Here is a 22,831-nt window from a genome sequence, read left to right on the forward strand (position 1 = left end):
TGGCGCCGTTTTTGCGTCCGGCCACCGGTCGCGCCCGATCCCCACTCTTCAATCACGCATTCCAATGATCAACATCACGCTCCCCGACGGCAGCCGCCGCGAATTCGACCATCCGGTGACGGTCGCAGAGGTCGCCGCGTCCATCGGCGCCGGACTGGCCAAGGCCGCGTTGGCTGGCAAGGTCGACGGCACTCTCGTCGACGCCAGCTTCCGCATCGACCATGACGCCGAACTCGCGATCGTCACCGACAAGTCGCCGGAAGCGCTCGACGTGCTGCGCCACTCGACCGCGCATCTGCTGGCGCAGGCCACGCAGCGGCTGTTCCCCGATACCCAGGTCACCATCGGCCCGGTGATCGACAACGGTTTTTATTACGACTTCGCGCGCAAGATGCCGTTCACCCCGGAAGACCTCGAGAAGATCGAGGCCGAGATGAAGAAGATCGTCGCCGAGGAATTGCCGGTGGCGCGCTCGGTGCTGTCGCGCGATGACGCTGTCAAATTCTTCCGCGACAAGAACGAGGAATACAAGGCGCAGATCATCGAATCGATCCCGGCGGACCAGGAGCTTTCGCTCTACACGCAGGGCGAATTCACCGATCTCTGCCGCGGCCCGCACGTGCCGAACACCGGCAAGTTGCGCGCGTTCAAGCTGATGAAGGTGGCTGGTGCGTACTGGCGCGGCAATTCCGACAACGAGATGCTCCAGCGCGTCTACGGCACCGCCTGGCTCAACGACAAGGATCTCAAGGCCTACCTGACGCAACTGGAGGAAGCCGACAAGCGCGACCATCGCAAGATCGGCAAGGCGCAGGACCTGTTCCATCTGCAGGAAGAAGGCCCGGGTCTGGTGTTCTGGCATCCCAAGGGCTGGGCGATCTGGCAGATCGTCGAGCAGTACATGCGCCGCGTTTATCGCCAGACCGGCTACGGCGAAGTGCGCTGCCCGCAGATCCTCGACGTGTCGCTGTGGCAGAAGTCCGGCCACTGGGACAACTACAAGGACAACATGTTCTTCACCGAATCGGAGAAGCACACCTACGCGCTCAAGCCGATGAACTGCCCGGGCCACGTCCAGGTGTTCAACCAGGGCCTGCACAGCTACCGCGATCTGCCGATCCGCTATGGCGAATTCGGCGCCTGCCACCGCAATGAACCCTCGGGCGCGTTGCACGGCATCCTCCGCGTGCGCGGCTTCACCCAGGACGACGGCCACATCTTCTGCACCGAGGACCAGATCGAGTCCGAGGTCCGCGACTTCCACCAGCAGGCGCTCAAGGTCTATTCCGACTTCGGCTTCAGCGACATCCAGATCAAGATCGCGCTGCGTCCGGAATCCCGTCTCGGCGACGATGCGACGTGGGACAAGGCCGAGGACGCGCTGCGCTCGGCCCTGCGCAGTGCCGGGGTGGAATGGCAGGAATTGCCGGGCGAGGGCGCCTTCTATGGCCCCAAGATCGAGTACCACCTGAAGGACGCCATCGGCCGCACCTGGCAGCTCGGGACCATGCAGGTCGACTTCATGATGCCGAGCCGCCTTGGCGCCGAATATGTCGATGAACACAGCCAGAAACGCCATCCGGTCATGCTGCACCGGGCCATCGTTGGCTCGATGGAGCGTTTCCTCGGTATCCTGATCGAACACCACGCCGGCCAGTTCCCGGCCTGGCTGGCCCCAATTCAGGCTGTCGTGATGAATATCACCGATGCCCAGGCCGAATATGCCGATCAGGTCCGCAAAACCCTTGCGGATCAAGGCTTCCGGGTGGTTTCCGATTTGCGGAACGAGAAGATCGGCTATAAGATTCGCGAGCACACGCTGCAACGCGTGCCTTACCTGCTGGTCGTGGGCGACCGCGAACGCGAGGAAGGCCGGGTTTCAGTGCGTAGCCGCGGAGGCGAGGACCTGGGGAGCCAGACGATCGAAGACTTCGCAAACAGGCTGCGTGCGGAACACGTACCAGCCTGACCATCACCGGGCGGCCATGCAAAACGCAGCCCGGACCTGATTCCCCTTGGAGACCGCAATATCAGTACCCCCATCGATAACAAGCAGAACCGCAAGAACAGCGAAATCCGTGTCCCGCGCGTGCGCGTGATTGGCTCGGACGGCGAAATGGTGGGAGTACTGTTGCGCGACGACGCCTTGCGCATGGCCGAGGAAGAAGGTCTCGACCTGGTCGAGATCCAGCCGCAGGCGGATCCGCCGGTGTGCAAGATCATGGACTTCGGCAAGTTCAAGTTCGAACTGCAGAAGAAGGCCAACGAGGCCAAGAAGAAGACCAAGCAGGTCGAGATCAAGGAAGTGAAGTTCCGGCCGGTCACCGACGAGGGCGACTACCAGATCAAGCTGCGCAAGATGCGCGAATTCCTGATCGAAGGCGACAAGATCAAGGTCAACATCCGCTTCCGTGGCCGCGAAATGAGCCATCAGGAGCTGGGCATCGAGATGGCCCGGCGCATCGAGGGCGACCTCGGCGAGGACATCGTGATCGAATCGCGTCCGCGCCTGGAAGGGCGCCAGATGGTGATGATGATCGCGCCGAAGCGGAAGTAATCCGCCCGATCTTGCGTCACGTTCACCTTTCCGCCATACTGGGCGGCTCCCGGTTCTCCGGGACGGGCCTGCCGCGCCCGATACTGGATAGCGGCATGAACCCGGCATGGGCAAGGATGGAAAGCAGGCGCGAGCCTGCGCCCGGCCAGTCAGAACACAACCAAGGAATGTCATGTCGAAGGTCAAGATCAAGACCCATCGCGGCGCGGCGAAGCGATTCCGCAAGACCGCCAGCGGCAAACTCAAGTGTGGCCATGCCAACCGCAGCCACATCCTCACCAAGAAGGCCACCAAGCGCAAGCGCAACCTGCGTCAGACGAACTACGTCTGCCCGGGCGACGCCGGTCGTCTGGACCGCATGCTGCCCTATCTCTGAGGAGGACTGAACAATGGCACGAGTCAAGCGTGGCGTCGTAGCACGACGCCGTCACAAGAAAGTCCTGAAGGCCGCGAAGGGTTATTACAACGCCCGCCGCAAGGTCTTCCGCGTCGCCAAGCAGGCGGTCACCAAGGCCCAGCAGTACGCCTACATCGGCCGCAAGCTGAAGAAGCGCCAGTTCCGCAGCCTGTGGATCGTGCGCATCAACGCCGCGTCCCGCATGTTCGGCCTGTCCTACAGCCGCTTCATGAACGGCCTGCTCAAGGCCGGTGTCACCCTCGACCGCAAGGTCCTGGCCGACATCGCCGTGCACGACCTGCCGGCCTTCAGCGTGCTGGCGCAGACCGCCGGCAAGGCGCTGGGCATGGAAGTGAAGGTGCCGGAAAGCCTGCCCAAGTACGTCATGGAACCGGCCCGCAAGCCGGCCAAGGCGAAGAAGCAAGGCTGATCCAGCCACGCCGGCCGCGCTGAGCGATCGGCAGCTTCAAATGATGGGGAAGGGCGCGAGTCCTTCCCCATCGTCGTTTGCGGCGGGCGGAATCCGTCGCGCACCGACTATTCTTTGCACATGAGCGAACTCGACACACAGCAACACCAAGCCCTGGCCGACATTGCCGCGGCGGCATCGCCCGATGCGCTGGAACAGCTGCGCGTGGCCCTGCTGGGCAAGAACGGCAGCATCACTGCGCGATTGAAGGCGCTGGGCGCGTTGTCGCCCGATGAGCGCAAGACCCAGGGCGAGGTGGTGAACCGCGTGCGCACGGTCGTCACCGACGCACTGACGGCACGCAAGCAATCGCTGGACAGCGCCGCACTCGATGCGCGCCTCTCCGGTGAAACGCTGGACATGACGCTGCCCGGCCGCGATGGCGGCATCGGCGGCATCCATCCGCTCAACCGTGCGCTGGAACGCATCGTCGACATCTTCGCGCGCCTCGGCTATGAACTGGCCGATGGTCCCGAGATCGAGGACGACTGGCACAACTTCGAGGCGCTGAACTTCCCGCCGCACCATCCCGCGCGCGCGATGCACGACACCTTCTACTTCGGCGACGGTCGCCTGCTCCGCACGCATACCTCGGGCGTGCAGGTGCGCTACATGAAGGACATCAAACCCCCGCTGCGGATGATCGCCGCCGGCAAGGTCTATCGCAGCGACAGCGACCAGACGCATTCGCCGATGTTCCATCAGGTCGAAGGGCTGCTGGTGGACGAGCACGCGACCTTCGCCGATCTCAAGGGCACGATTGCCGAATTCCTGCGCGGTTTCTTCGAGCGCGATTTCGAGATGCTGTTCAAGCCGACCTATTTCCCGTTCGTGGAACCGGGCGCTGACGTCGTCATCAAGTGGGATACTGGTGACGGCAATTCCCGTTGGCTGGAAGTGCTGGGCTGCGGCATGGTCCATCCCTCGGTGCTGCGGAATGTCGGCATCGATCCCGAGCGCTACAGCGGCTTCGCCTTCGGCATGGGTGTCGAGCGTCTGGCGATGCTGCGTTACGGCGTCAATGATCTGCGCGCGTTCTTCGAGAACGACGTGCGCTTCCTCAGGCAATTCGCATGAAATTCTCCGAACTCTGGCTGCGCGAACTGGTTCCGACCACGCAGACGCGTGAACAACTGGAAGCCACCCTCACCGCGATCGGTCTTGAAGTCGAAGACAGCGACGTGCTGGGGCAAGGCCTTGGCAACGATGTCGTCGTCGCACAGATTCGCGATTGCGCGCGCCATCCCGAAGCCGATCGCCTGCAGGTGTGCACGGTCGATGCCGGCGTGCACGGTGTGTTGCAGATCGTCTGCGGCGCACCGAACGCGCGTTCCGGCCTGAAGGCGCCGCTGGCGCTGGTCGGCGCGAAGATCGGCGAGATCACCATCAAGCCGGCGAAACTGCGCGGTGTCGAATCGAACGGCATGCTCTGTTCCGCGAAAGAACTCGGCATCGATGCCGATGCCTCGGGCCTGCTGGAATTGCCGGCGGATGCGCCGGTCGGCATGGCCATCGGCGACTACCTTGGCCTGCCCGATGCGGTGATCGAACTCGGGCTCACCCCGAATCGTGCCGATTGTTTCTGCCTGAGTGGTATCGCCCGTGACGTCGCCGCCGCCACCGGCACGGCGCTGGTTGAACAGAAGATCGATGCCGTGCCCGCGCAATCGACCGCAACATTGCCGATCACGCTCGATGCCGGCGCCGATGCGCCGCGCTATGTCGGTCGCGTGATCGAAGGCATCGATGCCAAGGTCGCGACGCCGCTGTGGATGGCCGAGCGCCTGCGCCGCAGCGGCATTCGCCCGGTGAGCTTCCTGGTCGATGTCACCCAGTACGTGATGCTGGAACTCGGCCAACCGATGCATGCGTTCGACCGCGATCGCCTGCAGGGACCGATCGGCGTGCGCCGTGCCCGCGCTGGCGAAACGCTGAAGCTGCTCGATGGCCGCGAAGTGGCGGTGGACGACGGCTTCCTCGTCATCACCGACGCCGATCGCGCCGTCGCGCTGGCAGGCGTGATGGGCGGGTTTGACACCCGCGTCGGCGACGGTACCCGCAACGTGTTCCTGGAAGCCGCGCATTTCGCGCCGGCGGCGATCATCGGCCGTTCGCGCAAGCTCGGCATGCACACCGACGCTTCGCATCGTTTCGAACGTGGTGTCGATCCGCAGTTGCCGCGCGTCGCGATCGAACGCGCGACCGCATTGATCCTCGAAGTCGCCGGTGGCACGCCGGGACCGGTGAGCGAAGTCGCGCTGGACGCCGAATTGCCACGGCCGCAGCCGGTGTCACTGCGCCGTGCGCGACTGGCGCGCGTGCTCGGCGTGACGATCGCCGATGCCGATGTCGAACGCATCCTGCGTTCGCTTGGATTCGCGGTGAACGCGACTGCCGATGGCTGGATGGCGACCGCGCCGTCCTCGCGCTTCGACATCGCGATCGAGGAAGACCTGATCGAGGAAGTCGCGCGCATCCACGGCTACGATGCCATCCCGACCACCTTGCCGGCCGGCGGTGCCACCGTGCGTGCGCCGTCGGAAACCCGTGTCTCCGATTGGGCCTTGCGTCGCCAGCTGGTCGCGCGTGGCTATCTCGAAGCGATCACCTTCGCCTTCGTCGATGCGCGCCAATTGCAGGCGTGGCAGATGACCGCAGACAGCCTGGAATTGGCCAATCCGCTCAGCGCCGAACTGGCGGTGATGCGCACGTCACTGGTGCCGGGGCTCGCAGAGGCACTTGCACGCAACAGTGCGCGTCAGCAGTCGCGCGTGCGCCTGTTCGAGCTCGGCAATGTCTTTCACGCGACCAATGATGCACCGCTGCATACCCAGCGTATCGCCGTGATCGCCTGCGGCAGCGCCGCCGACGAACAGTGGGGCGATGCCAACGGCAAGCGTGGCGTCGACGTCTTCGACCTCAAGGGCGATCTCGACACGCTGGCCGCGCTCGCGGACGCGACACTGGACTATCGCGCTGCGCGCCTGCCGTGGGCGCATCCCGGCCGCTGCGCCAATGTGTTCCGTGGTGACGTGAAGCTCGGCTGGATCGCCGAACTGCATCCGGCGCTGTGCAATGCGCTCGACCTGCCTGCGCGCACCTGCGCGTTCGAAGTCGATCTCGCGCCGCTGGCGCTGCGCGACGTTCCCAAGTCGCGGCCGCTGTCACGTTTCCCGTCGGTGCGTCGCGATCTCGCGCTGGTGGTGCCGCGCAACATCGAATGGGAAGCGCTTGCACGCAGCGTGCGCGAGTCCGCGGGTGAATGGCTGCGCGAACTGGTGCTGTTCGATGTCTACACCGGGCCGGGCGTTGGCGACGACGAAAAAAGTTTCGCCATGGGCTTGATTCTGCAGGAGGAATCACGCACCCTGACCGACCAGGATGTCAACGCATTGATCACGAAGGTGATTGATACTGCGGCATCCAGGCACGGAGCCGTAGTACGCGGATAGGGGAATGATTCATGGCGTTGACGAAAGCTGAACTCGCCGACCGGTTGCATGAAGAGGTCGGGTTGAACAAGCGCGAGTCGAAGGAATTCGTCGATGCGTTTTTTTCCTCGTTGTCCGATGCACTGTCAGATGGTCGCCAGGTGAAGATGTCCGGCTTCGGCAATTTCGACCTGCGCCGCAAGAACGAACGCCCCGGCCGCAACCCCAAGACCGGTGTCGAGATCCCGATCACCGCGCGCACCGTGGTCACGTTCAAGCCGGGTCAGAAGCTGAAGGAGCGCGTGGAAGGTCATGCTTGATCCCGGCAGCAACAAGGAACTCCCGCCGATCCCGGCGAAGCGCTACTTCACCATCGGCGAAGTCAGCGAATTGTGCGACGTGAAACCACACGTGCTGCGCTATTGGGAAACCGAATTTCCGTCGCTGAAGCCGGTCAAGCGTCGCGGCAACCGTCGCTACTACCAGCGTTCCGACGTGATGATGGTGCGCCAGATCCGCGGCCTGCTGTACGAGCAGGGCTACACCATCAGCGGCGCGCGCCTGCGCCTGGAAGGCGACCAGGGCAAGGCCGCAGCGGTTGCGACGCATGCTGCCGTGTCGCCCGCGCAGGACTCGCTGCGCACGGTGCGCCTCGAGCTGGAACAGATCGTCGCGCTGCTGCGGCGCTGAGCAGCGATCGTCTATAATGGCGTTTCCGGGGTATAGCGCAGCCTGGTAGCGCACTTGTCTGGGGGACAAGTGGTCGTCGGTTCAAATCCGGCTACCCCGACCAAACAAAACAACGCCCGGCATGCCCGGGCGTTGTTATATCCGCAGCGATGATGAACCCGCTCACACGCTCGCGCGCAACTTCCCATCCTGTTGTTGCGGAAAGCGCGCAAGCACCGCACCGCGAATCCCCGCCGCATCCAGTCCGGCTTCGCCCAGCAAATCCTCGCGGCTGGCGTGATGCTGGAAGGCATCGGGCAAGCCCAGGTGAAGGATCGGCATGACGATACCGGCAGCGGCCAGCAATTCCGCCACACCGGATCCAGCGCCACCGGCGACCACGTTGTCCTCAAGCGTGACGAATCCATCGTGCGTCTTCGCCAGTTCCAGGATCAATTGGCGATCCAGCGGTTTCACGAAGCGCATGTTGACCACGCTGAAACCGAATTCCTCGCCCACTTGTTGCGCCGCAGGCACGATGGCGCCGAACGCCAGCAGCGCGATGTGCTGGCCGCGTCGTTTCACCTCGGCCTTGCCGATCGGCAACACGTCGAGTGACCGCGAAATCGCCACGCCGGGGCCGCTGCCGCGCGGGTAACGCACCGCCGCCGGGCCGTGATAGTCGAAGCCGGTGCTGAGCATCGCGCGGCATTCGTCCTCGTCGGACGCCGCCATCACCACCATGTTGGGCACGCAGCGCAGGTAGGAGAGATCGAGGTTGCCGGCGTGCGTCGCGCCATCGGGGCCAACCACGCCGCCGCGATCGATCGCGAACAGCACGTCGAGATTCTGGATGGCGACGTCGTGCACCAACTGGTCGTAGCCGCGTTGCAGGAAGGTCGAGTAGATCGCCACCACCGGTTTCGCGCCTTCGCAGGCCATGCCGGCGGCGAGCGTCACCGCGTGTTGTTCGGCGATCGCGACATCGAAATAGCGATCGGGATATTCCTTGCTGAAACGCACGAGGCCCGAGCCTTCGCGCATCGCCGGGGTGATCGCCAGCAGCTTCGGATCGGCGGCGGCCATGTCGCACAGCCAGTCACCGAAGACATCGGTATAGGTCGGTTTCTTCACCGCGCCCGGCTTCGACACCAGGCCTTGTTCGGGGTCGAATGGCGACACCGCGTGATAACCGATCTGGTCGGCTTCCGCACGTTCGTAACCCTTGCCCTTGGTGGTGATGACGTGGAGCAGCTGCGGGCCTTTCAATCCCTTCAGCGTGTTGATCATTTCCACCAGCGCGTTGACGTCGTGGCCGTCGATCGGGCCGGTGTAATGGAAACCCATTTCCTCGAACAGGGTGGATGGCACGAACATGCCTTTCCAGTGTTCTTCCCAACGCTTGACGAAGCGCGCGGGCGCCTTGTCCTTGTCGCCCAGCAATTTCTTGCCGCCTTCGCGGATCGCGTTGAGCGTGCGGCTGCCGGTCATGCGCCCGAGCATCTTGGTGAGTCCGCCGACCGCTTCGCTGATCGACATGCGGTTGTCGTTGAGGATCACCAGCATGTCGGGATCCTGGTCCATGCCGCCGGCGTGGTTCAGCGCTTCGTAGACCATGCCCGCCGTCATCGCGCCATCGCCGATCACCGCGACCACCTTGCGATCGTTGCCGGCGTGACGGTTGGCGATCGCCATGCCCAGCGCCGCGGAAATCGAGGTCGACGAATGGCCGACGCCGAAGGTGTCGTAGACCGATTCCTCGCGCTTGGGGAACGGCGCGATGCCGTCCTTCTGCTTGACGGTGTGGATGGCGTCGCGGCGGCCGGTGAGGATCTTGTGCGGATAGGCCTGGTGACCGACGTCCCAGACGATGCGGTCTTCCGGCGTGTCGTAGAGGTAATGGAGGACGGTGGTGAGTTCGACCACGCCGAGGCCGGCGCCGAAGTGGCCGCCGGACTTGCCCGCCGATTCGATCAGGTAGGCGCGCAGTTCATCGGCGATGGCCGGCAATTCGCTCGCGTCGAATGTGCGCAGGTCAGCGGGGGTATCGATCCGCGACAGGCGCGGATAACGGTCGGCATCGATCATGCCGACATTTTACGACCACGCGCACGCGGCCGCGGTGTTGCCGGTGTGAAGTGGCGCACTCAGCCGCGCAGGGCGCCGAGGATGCCCGGGGCTGGCGCGTTCACGCCGTCCACGCTGGCGGTCGCGAAGCCGGTGGCGAGGTTGGCATTGACGAAATCGGCGACGTCACTGGCCGGCACGCTGGCTGCTTCGGCGATCTGCTCGACAGTCGCCGGGCCCTTCATCATCGCGGTGGCGATGCGGAAGTGCTTGGGATATTCGCGCTCGGTCTGCGGCCACTTGGTGAGCTGGAAATGGGCATGGTCGGGCAGTCCGGCGACGATGCGACCGTTCCCGGCCAGCAATCCGGCCAGCCACACCAGTCGCGTCAGTGGCTGCGCCGTGCCCGCCTGCCAGTCGCCATCGGCCAGGGCGCGCAGGTCGTGTTCGGCCACCGCGGCGTCGAAATAGGCGATCAGCGGTTTCAGGCCGGTCGGGCCCTGGTATTCACGCTGCACGGGATGGATACGCAGTTCCGGGCCATCGCCGCGCTGGAAGGCGACCGGGCCCTTGAGGGCGCCTGCGACCAGCCAGTCGGCGAGCGTGGCGTGGTGTACCGGCTCCGGAACGACGTTGGCAACCAGCGGCTGCGCTTCGGCAACCGGATGGGGCGCGGCGACGGTGACTGCGGGCGAGGGCGGCAGATGATCCTGCTGCTTCGGTGCGGGCGTGGTGCCGGCGGGCGGTGCCGATTCCAGCGGCGCGACATCTTCCACAACCGCCTGTTGCACGACGACGGCCGCAGGTGTCGGCTCGGGCATGGGCTCCTCGGGCTGGACGTCCTCGAGGACAGGCTGCGCACCGCGCTGGTCGGCGAGCATGCCGAGCAGGTTGCTGAATTCTGCGGGATCCAACGGACGCGCCAGGCGCGAGTCGGATTGCGTGCGCGGCGCCTGCGTGTAGCCGATCACATGCTTGCCGGCGTTGTGCAGCTGCATGAAGCTCATCGGCCCGTAGAGGCTGTCCATGTCGACGATGACGAAATCGGCTTCGTTGCCGGCGGCGCTCAACTCGAAACGGTTGCCGGAGGATTGGTTGGCGGCGTGGAACGCCTCGGTCAACGCGGCTTGCGTCGGGCCATCCATGCCCGTCATGCCCAACTTCAGCTTCATCGACCCACCACCACAACCGGAAAGCGATGATTCTATGGGTGAGTCGCGCCTGTTAACCAGTGCGCGCTTCCCGTTTTCATCAATGGCGTGGCGATTTCTTCGGCAGTTGCGCCTTCAGGAATTCCATCTGGTCGGCAAGAATGTGACGGTTGCTGAGAATCAGGTGCTCGATCCAGCTCGGCCGGTAGGGAATTGCCAGCAATGGCATCGAGGCCTGCTGTGGCGTGCGACTGCCCTTGCGCGAATTGCAGCCGACGCAGGCGGTGACGACGTTCTCCCACACATCCCTGCCGCCACGCGAGACCGGTTGCACATGGTCGCGGGTGAGATGGCTGCGTCCGTAGTTGTTGCCGCAGTACATGCACAGCTGCTGGTCGCGGGCGAATAGCGCCGGATTGGTCAGCGCTGGCGTCGGCATGCCCGGGCGGCCGCGGGCGTGGTTGCGGGCGGCGATGATCGGATGCAGCAGCAGCTGGCTCTGTTCGCCGGTCAGGCGCGAGGTGCCGCCGTGCAGGGTGATGCAGGGATCGCCCAGCGTCCAGGCGACGGCATCGCGCGTATAGAGGCAGGCGGCGTCCTGCCAGCTGATCCAGTCCAGCGCCTGGCCGTGCGAATCCAGCGCCAGCAGGCGCACGACGCCGGGGCGTCGGATCTCGGTAACGGGGGACAGGATGCCCAAAGCCGGCTCCGCGTCGGAGGCGGCCAGTTGCAGACGACGATGCGCGTGCGCTGGCTCCATACGGGGATTCACCTTACACCCGTTTGTTGACGTTTTGTGTATGGCCCGCTCGGGATGGCTCCTGAACGGACCGTGGCACAGCGCGTTCAGTCCCCGAACAGTTCTGCCGGCATCGCCATCAGCGGCTCGGCACCGGACTCGATCGCCGCCTTGTGGGCCAGCGTGCGCGGCAGCATCCGGGCGAAATAGAAGCGTGCGGTATCGAGCTTGGCCTGCTTGAACGCGGCGTTGCGCGACGAGCCATTCGCCGCGGCGACGCTCCGTGCCCACCAGTAGGCCAGCACCACGTAGCCGGAATAGAACAGGTAATCGGTGCTGGCGGCGCCCAGTTCCTCGGGATTCTTCGCCGCGCGCTGGAGGATGCCGGTGGTGAGTTGCGCCCATTCCGCGGCCTTGGCCTTGAGCGGTGCGATGAATTCGGCGAGCGCGACATCGCCTTCGTGTTGCTTCGCGAAATCGTCGATCATCGCCAGGAACAGTTTCAGGCCCGCGCCCTGCGTCGATGCGGTCTTGCGGCCGATCAGGTCGAGTGACTGGATGCCGGTGGTGCCTTCGTACAAGGTGGTGATGCGAGCATCGCGCGCCAGTTGCTCCATGCCGTGTTCGTGGATGTAGCCGTGGCCACCGAAGCACTGGATCGCGTTGTAGGTGTTCTCGATCGACCACTCGGTCTGGCAGGCCTTGGTGATCGGCGTCAGGAAGCTCGCCAGCGTGTCGGCTTTCGCGCGTGCGTCGGCGTCCTGGGCGTGGTGCGCGGCGTCGAGTTGCGAATAGGCGTGCAGCGCCAGCAGGCGACCGCCTTCGACCAGCGATTTCATCGACAGCAACATGCGCCGCACATCGGGATGGACGATGATCGGATCGGCCGCTTTCTCGGGGAATTTCGCCCCCGCCAGCGAGCGCGTCTGCAGGCGTTCGCGCGCGTAACGCACGGCGTTCTGGTAGGCGCGTTCGCTCAACCCCAATCCCTGCAGGCCGACACCCATGCGCGCCGAATTCATCATCACGAACATCGCCTGCAGGCCCTTGTTGGCCTCGCCGACGAGATAGCCCTGTGCACCATCGAAGTTCATCACGCAGGTGACGGAGCCGTGGATGCCCATCTTGTGTTCGATCGAGCCGCAACGCGCCGCATTGCGTTCGCCCGCCGCGCCGTCCTTGCCGACCTTGAACTTCGGCACCACGAACAGCGAGATGCCTTTCGGTCCGGGCGGTGCATCGGGCAGGCGCGCCAGCACCAGATGGATGATGTTGGGAACGAGATCGTGTTCGCCGCAGGTGATGAAGATCTTGGTGCCGGTGATCGAATAGCTGCCGTCGGCGTTGGCTTCGGCACGCGTTTTCAGCAGGCCGAGATCGGTGCCGGCGTGCGGTTCGGTCAGGCACATGGTGCCGGTCCAGCGACCTTCCACCAGCGGGCGCAGGAACGCCTCCTTCTGCCAATCCTCGCCGTAGCGGTTGAGTGCCTCGACCGCGCCGTGCGACAGCATCGGGAAATTGCCCCAGGCGAGGTTGGCGGCATCGACCATTTCGGTCAGCGCCGCGCCCAGCACTTCCGGCATGCCCTGGCCGCCGTAAGCGGGGTCGTTGGTGAGTCCGGTCCAGCCACCGTCGACGAACTGGTCGAACGCCTGCTTGAAGCCGGGCGGCGCCACGACATCGCCAGTGGCGGAATCGAACTTGCAGCCGATGTCGTCGCCGACCGCGTTGAGCGGGGCGAGCACGGTTTCGGTGAAGCGTGCGGCTTCGTCCAACACGGCATCGACGATGTCGGGCGTGACTTCGTCGTAACCGAGTGCGGCGAATTGTTTTTCGACATCGAGGACGTCGAACAGGGCGAAACGCATGTCGGCGAGCGGTGCGCGATATTGACTCATGTGTGAATTCCCGGATGGATCAGCGCAGCACGCCGGGCAGGCCGGGCACCGGGTTGAGTTGGTTCTTGCCGTCAATGGTGTAGCTGCGTTGCTTGTCGCCTTCGGGGGTCGCCTTGATGTCGCCCTTCAACGTGTAGTTGATGCCCATCCCAGACGCCAGCGCATCGGCCATGGCCAGCTTGGCGGTGGCATCGGGTACGCGCGCGATGGTGGCGGTATCGGCGGATTCGGCCGGCACCGACATCGCCGGAGTCGCCTGCAGGTGGCCGGCGGCCTGGCCGTTCACTTCAAACGCCAGATCGACCGCATCGAAGCGCATCGACACGCTGCTGTAGTTCTGCAAGCGCAGTTGCACCTGCCAGTTGCCACGCGCGTCCACCGTCAATTGCTGGATGCTCGCCGTCGGTTCGGAAATGCGGCGGCCACCGTGCGAAGCGCAGGCGGAAAGGAGGGTCATCAGGCCGGCGAGGGCAATGATCGGGAAACTTTTCGGCGAACGCATGGAAGCTCCGTGTGCCAGTTGCCGACACGGTATCAGGTTGGCAGTGCGGTTGCGTATGGGTGGCGCGAACGCGTTTATGGAGAGACGTAGATCGCCAGCGCGTTGCCGGCCTTGCGCGTGACCGGAATCGAAACGCCGGTGCCGATGCCGACGTTGCCACCCATGCTGAAACCGCCCAGGGAAACTCCACCGCCAGAGGCCTGATCGTTGATGCCTTGCAGGATGATGCCGTTGGCGCCGAGCTTGGCGGCTTCCTCCTTCAGGCGCGCGACCACCGCATCGGTCTTCTGCTGCGAGGAGATCGCCATCGCCCGCGAGCTGTTGGCGTCGATGACGGCGATCTGCTCGTACTTGCCCGGAGGCGGAGTGGTGTAGATCTTCACCTGGTCGGGCGAGATGGCTGGCCGTGCCACGCCGGTCATCACGTGCGATGACGTCGCGCACCCGGCGAGGGCTAGGGCAAGTATCAGAACCATGCGTTTCATCGCATTCCTCCAGCAACCATTGCGTGCCATCACAAGCCTACGCCGGATTCCGCGATGGACTGTGTGTGCGGCGTCACAGATGCGGTCGAGTTTCGCTCGCCCAAGCTGGCAGCAATAACCGTGGGCCCGACGCGATTCAGCTCGCATTCCACGCCGTCACGATTGGCCTCACGGCCCGGCTGATAGGGTTCATTCGACTGGATCAGGTCGAACAGTCGAAGCCACGATGACTATGACGAAGGGGTAAGACAAATGAACCTTGGGATCGCAACACTCATCGGTTTTCACGTTCACGAGCATCATGATCCGAGCCCGCCAAATGACGCCACAAACGCGGCGCGACGCAGGAGCATCGGCATGGGTCGCCTGTTGCATTCGCCCGAACGTGACCGCGCTTGGGGTCGCTACTACAAGCAACACGGCATGAATTGCATCACCAGCGACTACTTCACTTCGCATTCCAACGCGGTGCGGGTCGCGCTGTATCAACTCAGGCGCGCCGACATGACGAGCAACAGTCGGTACGCCGTCGCGAGCAGTTGAACAGTCCGGCAAAACCATTGCCCGCGAAAGGGCAACACGCGCGGGAAAAGATAAAGGGCCTGCATCGCTGCAGGCCCTTCGGATATGGTGGCCAGGGAGGGAATCGAACCCCCGACACGGGGATTTTCAATCCCCTGCTCTACCAACTGAGCTACCTAGCCATAGCCGCCCATTGTAATGCGCGCCTGCGACCGGGGCAAGACCGTTCGGGTGGGCGCTTGGCCAAGCTACAGGCCGGTTCTGGCATGATGGCGAGAGTCCAAGCGGGGAGATTGCCATGCGACAAGCATCGATATTGACGATCACCCTCATCACCTTGTTGGCTGGATGTGCAACGGTGGATCCGGCGAAGCAGCAGGCATTCGATTCGGCCAAGTTGGGTCGTTATCAGGCGGCGGCGGGTTCGCCGGTACGCAACATCAATGTCTTCGGTTCGCCCAGCTGGGACAGGATCGATGACAGCCATCTCCTCTATTTCCTCGCACCCAAGCGCCAATACATGCTGACGCTCGGTGGCCCCTGCATGGCCTATGCGCCGAGTTCCTACATCGTCGGGATCAGTTCCAATCTCGGCCAGATCAGCGCCGGCTTCGATCGCATCAGCATGGCGCACGGACCGACCTGCATGATCCAGGAAATCCGCCCGCTCGATCCCGTGAAACTGCGCGAGGGTGAAACGGCAGCGGCGCATTCGTCCTGAGTCGCGTCAACCCTCGGGAACATAGCCCGCAGGTTTCTCGGCATCACCGCCGAACAGGAATTTTTCCATTTCGGTTTGCAGACGCGCCCGATCGGCGGGGTTGCGCGGCGACAGCCGTAGTTCGTTGATCAACATGGTCTGGTGCGCCAGCCACGCGGCCCACGCGCTCTTGCCGATATGGTTGAACACGCGTTGCCCGAGTTCGCCCGGCCACGGCACGAAATCCAGCCCTTCCGCTTCCTGATGGCTGTAATCGCAGAAGACGGTGCGGCTCATGGCGTGGACTCCAGTAAACGGCGAATCGGGGCGGGGATGCCGAGCGTGGCGAGATCATCGCGCGTTGCCCAGCGTTGATCGTCATTGTCGCTCACACGCATTCTTGCCGTGGAGAGACGTGCGCGCAGCGGATGGATGTGCAGGCGGAAATGGGTGAAGACGTGCTCGATCGCATCGAGTTCCGTCGATGAAGCGATACATCCCTGCGAGGCGAGCCAGTCGTCGCGATCGGCCGACGTGTCGAATTGCGGCAGCGCCCACAACGATGCCCACACGCCGGTTGGCGGACGGCGTTGCAGCAGGATGCGACCGTCGCGATCTTCCATCCACACCACATGCGTTTCGCGTTCCGGTTTGGTCTTGCCGGGACGTCGCGTCGGCAGTGTCGCCGTGCGGTCGCTGGCGAAGGCGACGCAATCCTCGTGCAATGGACAGCGCGTGCAATCGGGATTCGCGCGCGTGCACAGCGTTGCGCCGAGATCCATCTGCGCTTGCGTGAAGTCGGCGAGTCGCGAATGCGGCAGATGCGCATTCGCCAGTTCCCACAATTGTTTTTCGATGATCGGCGTGCCCGGCCAACCCTCGATGCCGTGGAAACGCGCGAACAGGCGCTTGACGTTGCCGTCGAGGATGGCGAATCGATCGTCCCAGGCTTGCGCAAGGATCGCGCCCGCCGTGCTGCGACCGATGCCGGGCAATGCCAGCAAGGCATCGAAGTCGTGCGGAAGATCGCCGTCGTGCAATTCGACGCAGCGTTGTGCGGCGGTGTGCAGGTTGCGCGCGCGGGCGTAGTAGCCCAGACCGGACCACAACGCCAGCACCTGGTCGCGCGGTGCAGCGGCGAGTGCAGGCAGGTCGGGCAGGGCAGCGACGAAGCGCTGGAAATACGGGATCACCACGCTGACCTGGGTTTGCTGCAGCATGATTTCCGACAGCCACACGCGATACGGTGTGCGCGGGTGCTGCCACGGCAGGTCGTGGCGACCGTGCGCGTCGAACCACGTCAGCAGGCGAGTGGCGAAACGATCGCTCAAGTCGAGAGCGATTCCGGCAACAGCGCATCGACGAAGGTGGCGGCGTCGAACACACGCAGGTCTTCCGGGCGTTCGCCGATGCCGGCGTAGCGGATCGGGATGCCGAATTCGCGCGCAAGGGCGAAAACCACGCCGCCCTTGGCGGTGCCGTCGAGCTTGGTGACGACCAATCCCGACACCGGGACTTTCGCGCTGAACGCACGCACCTGCGCGATCGCGTTCTGGCCGGTGGTGCCGTCGATCACCATCAGGATTTCGTGCGGGACATCGCTCGATTGCCTGCCGAGCACGCGAACGATCTTGGCGAGTTCTTCCATCAATCCGCCCTGCGTGTGCAGGCGGCCTGCGGTATCGGCGATCAACACCTCGACGCCACGCGCCTTCGCGGCCTGGTAGGCATCGAACGCGACGGCGGCGGCATCGGCGTTTTGCCCCTGCGCGACCACCTGCACGTCGTTGCGTTCACCCCAGGCCTGCAACTGCGCCACGGCGGCGGCGCGGAAGGTATCGCCCGCGGCGAGCATCAGGCTGCGGCGTTCGTCGCGGAACTTGCGCGCCAGCTTGCCGATGGTGGTGGTCTTGCCGACGCCGTTGACGCCGACGGTGACGATCACGAATGGCCGCGCACTGCCATCGATCAGCAGCGGCTTCGATACCGGTTGCAGGATGGCGATCAGCGCGCCGCGCAATGCCGCGAACAACTCGGCGGCATCGGCAAATTCGCGCTTGTTCATGCGTGCGCGCAGATCGTCCACCAATGCGGTGGTGGCGGACACGCCGACATCGGCGGTGATCAGCGCGGTTTCGATCTCGTCGAGGAGATCATCATCCAGCGCCGGATTGCGCCGGAACAGGCCGCTGAGGCTGCGGGCGATGCCGCTGCCGGACAGGCGCTGGCGCCAACCGGATGTGCCGGGTGCGGCAGCGGGTGCGAAGTCGGCAAATTCATCGTCACGGGAAACATTCGCGACCACGCCCGACGGCGCATCGGCGAGTGGCGCGACGGGCTGGTGCGTGGTTTCGACGGGCACCGGTGCGGCGGCCTCGGGCTTGTTGCGGCGGAACCAGCTGACCATTCCGGATGCAATGACGGACAATGGCCGGCATGGTATCACCCGCTCTCGATATCCCCTCATGAACCGAGGTCGCAACGACAGCCGGCCGGCCGGCGTAGTGCGCATCATCGGCGGCCGCTGGCGCGGGACGAAATTGCCGGTGCCCGATGTGCCGGGATTGCGCCCGAGTTCCGACCGCGTGCGCGAGACGCTGTTCAATTGGCTGCAACCGGCGTTGCCGGGCGCGCGCGTGCTCGATCTGTTCGCAGGAACCGGCGCGCTGGGGCTGGAAGCGTTGTCGCGCGGCGCGGCGGCGGTCACGCTGGTGGAACGCGATCGCGCCGCCTGTGCGGGATTGCGAGCCAGCATCGATCGATTGGGCGCCGGCGCTGCTGCCAAGGTCGTGACGGCCGATGCGCTGGCATGGCTGGCGGGCGCGACGGGTGACCCGTTCGACATTGTTTTCGTCGATCCGCCGTTCGCCGACGATTTGTGGGTGCAGGTGATGGCCGGGCTGGCGGCGCATGTCGCACCCGAGGCGTGGCTGTACGTGGAATCGGCGCCTCGCGCGCTGGCCGATCCCGGACCGGGCTGGACGCTGCATCGCGAAGGCGCGACCCGCGAGGTCGCCTACCGACTGTATCGCCGCGATCCGGGATGAATTCGCCGGCACCGCTGATACACTGATTCCCCGCATACAGGCGCACTCCCGACGCCTTCGGTCCCGGCATGGCCAGTCCCAATCCGCGCATCGCGATCTACCCCGGCACGTTCGATCCCATCACCAATGGTCATGTCGACCTGGTGCATCGCGCCGCGCCGCTGTTTGAGCGATTCGTGGTCGGCGTCGCGGTGAGCCCGGGCAAGGGGCCGGGATTGCCGCATGAACAGCGCATCGAACTGGCGCGCGAGAGCCTGAAGGAACTCGCCAATGTCGAGGTGCGTGGCTTCGACACCCTGCTGGCGCATTTCGTCACCGAGGTCGGCGCTGGCGTGCTGTTGCGCGGATTGCGCGCAGTCTCCGATTTCGAATACGAATTCCAGTTGGCGAGCATGAATCGCCACCTGATTCCCGGGGTGGAAACGTTGTTCCTGACGCCCGCCGAGAAATACAGCTTCATCTCGTCGACGCTGGTGCGCGAGATCTCGCGACTGGGTGGCGATGTCCGCAAGTTCGTGCCGCCGGCGGTGGATGCCGCGTTGCAGGAACAATTCCGTCGCCGTAGTGGTGGCGAGCAGACGTGATCCGACGATGGCGCTGAAGATCCTCGATACCTGCATCAACTGCGACGTCTGCGAACCGGCATGCCCGAACCAGGCGATCACGCAGGGCGCGGAGATCTACATCATCCATGCCGATCTCTGCACCGAATGCGTAGGTCACTACGACGAGCCGCAGTGTGTGGTGGTATGTCCGGTGGAATGCATCGAGAACGATCCCGCGCACGTGGAATCGCACGACCAACTGCTCGCCAAACTGGCGGGCCTGCAGGAGAAAGCCGCATGAAGACGTCATGGCGTTCGCTGGTGTTCGCCGGGTTGTTGCTGTCGTTCGGGTGGGTGGATCAGGCATCCGCGCGTGGCGTGACGAAACCGCTGCACGCGCATCCGCCCGGCACGGCGATCGCATCGGCGCACGCACTGGCGACCCAGGCTGGATTCGAAGTGATCGCAAAGGGCGGCAACGCCTTCGATGCAGCAGTGGCGGTCTCGGCTGCATTGAGCGTGGTCGAGCCGGTCAGCTCCGGCCTTGGCGGCGGCGGCATGTTCCTGCTGCACGACGCAAAGACCGGCAAGGACGTGTTCGTCGATGCGCGCGAAACCTCGCCGGCGTCGGCCACGCCCGACAAATTCCTCGATGCCAACGGCAAGCTCGATCCCGAGAAATCGCAGAATGGCCCGTGGTCGGCCGGCATTCCCGGGTTGCCGGCGGCGCTGGTGCATGTCTCGCAGAAATACGGGCGCCTGCCGCTGAAAGTGTCGCTGCAACCGGCGATCCGCATCGCCCGCGAAGGCTTCCCGATGTACGGGCGATTGGTGCGCGCGTACAGCGAACGCCGCGAAGTGATGACGCGCTATCCCGGTACGCGCGCGACCTTCGAGCCGAACGGCGTACCGCTGAAGGAAGGCGAACTGCTGAAGCAACCCGACCTCGCGCGCACGCTGCAACTGCTCGGCGACAAGGGTTTCGACGGCTTCTACAAGGGTGACATCGCGCAGAAGATCCTCAAGGCGGTCAATGACAATGGTGGCCACTGGAACGCCGCGGAACTGGCGTCGTATCGCGTCAAGGAACGCACGCCGATCAGCTTCAAGTATCACGACTGGCACGTCGTCACCGCGCCACCGCCGTCGTCGGGCGGCATCGCGCTGGCGGAAATCCTCCAGCTGATCGAACCCTACGATCTGCGCAAGATGGATCAGGCGCATCGCATCCATCTGGTGGTCGAGGCGATGCGTCGCGCCTACCACGATCGCACCTTCTATCTCGGCGACCCCGATTTCGTGCACGTGCCGCAGAAGACGCTGCTCGATCCCGCCTACGCTGCCGGCCTGCGCACCACCATCAATCCCGACAAGGCGACGCCGAGCGACCTGTTCCCGAACACGCCTACGCCGCTCAAGGAACATGACGAGACCACGCATTTCTCGATCATCGACGACCAGGGCAATCTCGTTGCAACGACCCAGACGGTGAACCTGTTGTACGGCTCGGGCCTGATTCCGACTGGCGCCGGCTTCCTGCTCAACGACGAGATGGATGATTTCGCGCTCAAGGCGGGCACGCCGAATGCGTTTGGCGTGATGGGCTACGAGGCCAACGCGCCGAAGCCGGGCAAGCGCATGTTGAGTTCGATGACACCGACCTTCATGGAATCGAAGGATCGCGTCGCGGTGCTGGGCACACCCGGTGGCAGCCGCATCATCACCATGGTCCTGCTCGGCATCCTCGGCTACGACGATGGTTTGAACGCGCAACAGGTCGCCGCGTTGCCGCGTTATCACCATCAGTGGTTGCCGGACGTGGTCGAAACCGAAAAGGGTTCGCTCGATGCGGCGACGGTGCAATCGTTGCGCGCGATGGGCCACACGGTGATCGTGCCCGGTGAAGTGAAGGGCCAGCGTTCCAGCGATGCCTGGGGCAATCTGCAGACCGTCGAATGGAACAAGGTGACCGGCACCATGGATGGCGGCAGCGATCCGCGCAATCCGGTCGGCAAGGCGGAAGTGCGACTGGACAAGGCCAAGACGAAGTAAAGGAGTAGGCTGGTCGCATGAAACTGTGGTCGATCCTCGGCAACTCGCAGAAACTCGATGGCGGCGCGATGTTCGGCAACGCGCCGCGCGCGGTGTGGCAGCAGTGGCTTGCGCCCGACGAACTCAATCGCATTCCGCTGGCCTGCCGCGCGTTGCTGGCGTCGCCGATCAATGGCAAGACGGTGCTGTTCGAAACCGGCATCGGTGCGTTCTTCGAGCCGAAATTGCGCGAGCGCTACGGCGTGCAGGAAGATCGCCACGTCTTGCTCGATTCGTTGCAGCAGGCGGGCTTCAGCCACGAGGATATCGACGTGGTGGTGCTGTCGCATCTCCATTTCGACCATGCGGGCGGATTGCTGGCGGCGTGGCAGGAAGGTGCTGCGCCGTCGCTGCTGTTCCCGAAGGCGACGTATCTCGTCAGTCGTGCCTGTTGGGAACGTGCGACATCACCGCATCCGCGCGATCGCGCCAGCTTCATCCCTGAATTGCCGGGATTGCTGGCGGCGAGCGGACGCCTGGAAATCATCGATGGCACGCATTCGCGCACCTTGGGTGATGCGGTGCGCTTCCATTACAGCCAGGGCCACACGCCGGGATTGATGCTCGCCGAAATCGTCGGGCCGGAACGCGTCGGCAACGAAGCACACGGCGGCTTGTTGTTCTGCGCCGATCTCATTCCCGGGCGGCCGTGGGTCCACGTGCCGATCACCATGGGCTACGACCGTTGCGCCGAAGTGTTGATCGACGAGAAGCAGGAGTTGCTCACCGATTTGCTCGCGCGCAATGTCCATCTTTACTTCACCCACGATCCCGAATGCGCCTTGGCGCAACTGACGCGCGATGCCAAGGGCCGTTTCGGTACCGCGCATGAAGTCGCGGAACTGCACGCACGATCGCTGGAAGCGTGATCCGATAAAACGCTAAACCACGCGGGTGCCGAAGATGCGATCCCCGGCGTCGCCGAGGCCGGGCAGGATGTAGCCGTGTTCGTTGAGGCGTTCGTCGATCGCGGCGGTGTAGACCTCCATGTCGGGATGCGCGGCTTCCACTGCCTTCAATCCTTCCGGCGCAGCGACCAGGAAGATGCCCTTGATGCGTTTTGCGCCGGCCCGCTTGAGCATGTCGATGGTCGCGATCAGGGTGCCCCCGGTGGCCAGCATCGGGTCGAGGATCAGCGCATCGCGTTCGTCGAGGCGACCAGTCAGCCGTTCGAAATACGGCACCGGTTGCAGGGTTTCTTCGTCGCGCTGCAGGCCGACCACGCTGACCTTGGCGGCGGGGATCAGCGCCAGCACGCCCGGCAACATGCCCAGGCCGGCGCGCAAGATCGGCACCAGGGTGATCTTCGCCCCGGCGATGCGCCGCACCTGCACTTCGCCGGCCCAACCGGGTTGCGTCGCGGCTTCGGTTTCAAGATCTGCAGTCGCCTCGTAGGCGAGCAGGGTACCGAGCTCCGTCACCAGTTCGCGGAAGCCCTTGGTACTGAGTTCGGCGTCGCGCAGCAGGCCGATCTTGTGCTGCACCAGCGGGTGGAGGACTTCGACGATTTTCATGTTGTGGCCATGGATTCGATGCGACGAGTCTGCATGATCCCACCAAA

At 64.3% G+C, this 22,831-nt stretch carries 23 protein-coding genes, 2 tRNA genes and 2 pseudogenes; 16 read left to right on the forward strand and 11 right to left on the reverse strand.

Translation table 11 applies throughout. The annotated features are described in order from the left end of the window. The first annotated feature begins 64 nt into the window (after positions 1–64). The 9 genes and pseudogenes from thrS to Lysil_RS09305 all read left to right on the forward strand — a co-directional run bounded on the left by thrS (position 65) and on the right by Lysil_RS09305 (position 7,647). On the forward strand, positions 65–1,969 hold the full coding sequence (thrS, locus tag Lysil_RS09265; RefSeq protein ID WP_103075320.1) for a threonine--tRNA ligase: 1,905 nt from the start codon (positions 65–67) through the stop codon (positions 1,967–1,969). Between the two features lie 36 nt (positions 1,970–2,005). Beyond that, positions 2,006–2,557, forward strand: a complete 552-nt coding sequence (gene infC, locus Lysil_RS09270) for a translation initiation factor IF-3 (RefSeq protein ID WP_103075321.1) — start codon at positions 2,006–2,008, stop codon at positions 2,555–2,557. A 172-nt stretch (positions 2,558–2,729) separates the two neighbouring features. Further along, complete coding sequence (rpmI, locus tag Lysil_RS09275) at positions 2,730–2,933, forward strand: 50S ribosomal protein L35 (RefSeq protein WP_103075322.1); 204 nt, start codon at positions 2,730–2,732, stop codon at positions 2,931–2,933. A 13-nt stretch (positions 2,934–2,946) separates the two neighbouring features. Continuing rightward, positions 2,947–3,297 (forward strand): annotated as a pseudogene (rplT, locus tag Lysil_RS09280) (50S ribosomal protein L20); the annotation flags it as partial. Between the two features lie 207 nt (positions 3,298–3,504). After that, positions 3,505–4,500, forward strand: coding sequence for a phenylalanine--tRNA ligase subunit alpha (gene pheS, locus Lysil_RS09285; protein ID WP_103075324.1), 996 nt, complete (start codon positions 3,505–3,507; stop codon positions 4,498–4,500). Then, on the forward strand, positions 4,497–6,875 hold the full coding sequence (gene pheT / locus Lysil_RS09290; protein ID WP_103075325.1) for a phenylalanine--tRNA ligase subunit beta: 2,379 nt from the start codon (positions 4,497–4,499) through the stop codon (positions 6,873–6,875). The genes pheS and pheT overlap by 4 nt, the downstream gene beginning before the upstream one ends. Before the next feature lie 11 nt (positions 6,876–6,886). Further along, the gene (locus Lysil_RS09295; protein ID WP_103075326.1) at positions 6,887–7,174 is read left to right on the forward strand and encodes an integration host factor subunit alpha; all 288 of its coding nucleotides are present in this window, start codon (positions 6,887–6,889) and stop codon (positions 7,172–7,174) included. Then, a complete protein-coding gene (locus tag Lysil_RS09300) occupies positions 7,167–7,544 on the forward strand; it encodes a MerR family transcriptional regulator (RefSeq protein WP_103075327.1) in 378 nt (125 codons plus the stop codon). The genes Lysil_RS09295 and Lysil_RS09300 overlap by 8 nt, the downstream gene beginning before the upstream one ends. A 26-nt stretch (positions 7,545–7,570) precedes the next feature. Then, a tRNA-Pro gene (locus Lysil_RS09305) sits at positions 7,571–7,647 on the forward strand. 59 nt (positions 7,648–7,706) lie between these two features. Here the strand turns inward: Lysil_RS09305 and dxs are convergent. The 6 genes from dxs to Lysil_RS09335 form a co-directional block, all read right to left on the reverse strand. Continuing rightward, positions 7,707–9,611, reverse strand: a complete 1,905-nt coding sequence (dxs, locus tag Lysil_RS09310) for a 1-deoxy-D-xylulose-5-phosphate synthase (protein WP_103075328.1) — start codon at positions 9,609–9,611, stop codon at positions 7,707–7,709. A 59-nt stretch (positions 9,612–9,670) separates the two neighbouring features. Further along, positions 9,671–10,762 (reverse strand): hypothetical protein, encoded by a 1,092-nt coding sequence (locus tag Lysil_RS09315; protein WP_103075329.1) that lies wholly within the window; start codon positions 10,760–10,762, stop codon positions 9,671–9,673. Between the two features lie 79 nt (positions 10,763–10,841). Continuing rightward, positions 10,842–11,441, reverse strand: coding sequence for an HNH endonuclease (locus Lysil_RS09320; protein WP_240600593.1), 600 nt, complete (start codon positions 11,439–11,441; stop codon positions 10,842–10,844). Positions 11,442–11,587: 146 nt separating this feature from the next. Then, positions 11,588–13,378 (reverse strand): acyl-CoA dehydrogenase C-terminal domain-containing protein, encoded by a 1,791-nt coding sequence (locus Lysil_RS09325; protein WP_103075331.1) that lies wholly within the window; start codon positions 13,376–13,378, stop codon positions 11,588–11,590. Between the two features lie 19 nt (positions 13,379–13,397). Then, positions 13,398–13,880 (reverse strand): LEA/WHy family protein, encoded by a 483-nt coding sequence (locus tag Lysil_RS09330; protein ID WP_240600478.1) that lies wholly within the window; start codon positions 13,878–13,880, stop codon positions 13,398–13,400. A gap of 74 nt (positions 13,881–13,954) precedes the next feature. After that, entirely contained in the window at positions 13,955–14,365 is a 411-nt protein-coding gene (locus Lysil_RS09335; protein ID WP_103076001.1) for a hypothetical protein, read from the reverse strand. A gap of 357 nt (positions 14,366–14,722) precedes the next feature. On the opposite strand from Lysil_RS09335, the gene Lysil_RS09340 reads away from it, so the two are divergent. Beyond that, positions 14,723–14,908: a hypothetical protein gene (locus Lysil_RS09340; RefSeq protein WP_103075332.1), complete on the forward strand. Its 186-nt coding sequence runs from the start codon at positions 14,723–14,725 to the stop codon at positions 14,906–14,908. Between the two features lie 85 nt (positions 14,909–14,993). Here Lysil_RS09340 and Lysil_RS09345 read toward each other — a convergent pair. Further along, positions 14,994–15,069, reverse strand: a tRNA-Phe gene (locus Lysil_RS09345). 116 nt (positions 15,070–15,185) lie between these two features. Between Lysil_RS09345 and Lysil_RS09350 the strand changes: the two genes are divergently transcribed. Continuing rightward, a complete protein-coding gene (locus Lysil_RS09350) occupies positions 15,186–15,608 on the forward strand; it encodes a DUF6491 family protein (RefSeq protein ID WP_103075333.1) in 423 nt (140 codons plus the stop codon). A gap of 6 nt (positions 15,609–15,614) precedes the next feature. On the opposite strand, the gene Lysil_RS09355 is transcribed toward Lysil_RS09350, so the two are convergent. The 3 genes and pseudogenes from Lysil_RS09355 to ftsY form a co-directional block, all read right to left on the reverse strand. Beyond that, complete coding sequence (locus tag Lysil_RS09355) at positions 15,615–15,884, reverse strand: oxidative damage protection protein (protein WP_103075334.1); 270 nt, start codon at positions 15,882–15,884, stop codon at positions 15,615–15,617. Next, a complete protein-coding gene (mutY, locus tag Lysil_RS09360) occupies positions 15,881–16,930 on the reverse strand; it encodes an A/G-specific adenine glycosylase (protein WP_103075335.1) in 1,050 nt (349 codons plus the stop codon). Before mutY ends, Lysil_RS09355 begins: the two co-directional genes overlap by 4 nt. Next, positions 16,915–17,916: pseudogene (gene ftsY, locus Lysil_RS09365) on the reverse strand (signal recognition particle-docking protein FtsY); the annotation flags it as partial. The gene mutY and the pseudogene ftsY, both read right to left, overlap by 16 nt. Positions 17,917–18,052: 136 nt before the next feature. On the opposite strand from ftsY, the gene rsmD reads away from it, so the two are divergent. From rsmD to Lysil_RS09385, 5 genes are all read left to right on the forward strand, one after another. Further along, positions 18,053–18,634: a 16S rRNA (guanine(966)-N(2))-methyltransferase RsmD gene (rsmD, locus tag Lysil_RS13570; RefSeq protein WP_240600481.1), complete on the forward strand. Its 582-nt coding sequence runs from the start codon at positions 18,053–18,055 to the stop codon at positions 18,632–18,634. Positions 18,635–18,702: 68 nt separating this feature from the next. After that, a complete protein-coding gene (gene coaD / locus Lysil_RS09370) occupies positions 18,703–19,218 on the forward strand; it encodes a pantetheine-phosphate adenylyltransferase (RefSeq protein ID WP_103075337.1) in 516 nt (171 codons plus the stop codon). 7 nt (positions 19,219–19,225) lie between these two features. Beyond that, positions 19,226–19,480 carry a YfhL family 4Fe-4S dicluster ferredoxin gene (locus tag Lysil_RS09375; RefSeq protein WP_103075338.1) on the forward strand — a complete coding sequence of 85 codons (255 nt, stop codon included), beginning with the start codon at positions 19,226–19,228 and terminating at the stop codon, positions 19,478–19,480. Then, positions 19,477–21,231, forward strand: a complete 1,755-nt coding sequence (gene ggt, locus Lysil_RS09380; RefSeq protein WP_103075339.1) for a gamma-glutamyltransferase — start codon at positions 19,477–19,479, stop codon at positions 21,229–21,231. Before Lysil_RS09375 ends, ggt begins: the two co-directional genes overlap by 4 nt. 17 nt (positions 21,232–21,248) lie before the next feature. Continuing rightward, on the forward strand, positions 21,249–22,139 hold the full coding sequence (locus Lysil_RS09385) for an MBL fold metallo-hydrolase (protein WP_103075340.1): 891 nt from the start codon (positions 21,249–21,251) through the stop codon (positions 22,137–22,139). Positions 22,140–22,151: 12 nt separating this feature from the next. Here the strand turns inward: Lysil_RS09385 and upp are convergent, their stop codons facing one another. Then, positions 22,152–22,784, reverse strand: coding sequence for a uracil phosphoribosyltransferase (gene upp / locus Lysil_RS09390; RefSeq protein ID WP_103075341.1), 633 nt, complete (start codon positions 22,782–22,784; stop codon positions 22,152–22,154). Positions 22,785–22,831: the final 47 nt, after the last annotated feature.

Source organism: Solilutibacter silvestris (assembly GCF_002895945.1).
In the GTDB taxonomy this organism is placed as follows: Bacteria; Pseudomonadota; Gammaproteobacteria; order Xanthomonadales; family Xanthomonadaceae; genus Solilutibacter; species Solilutibacter silvestris.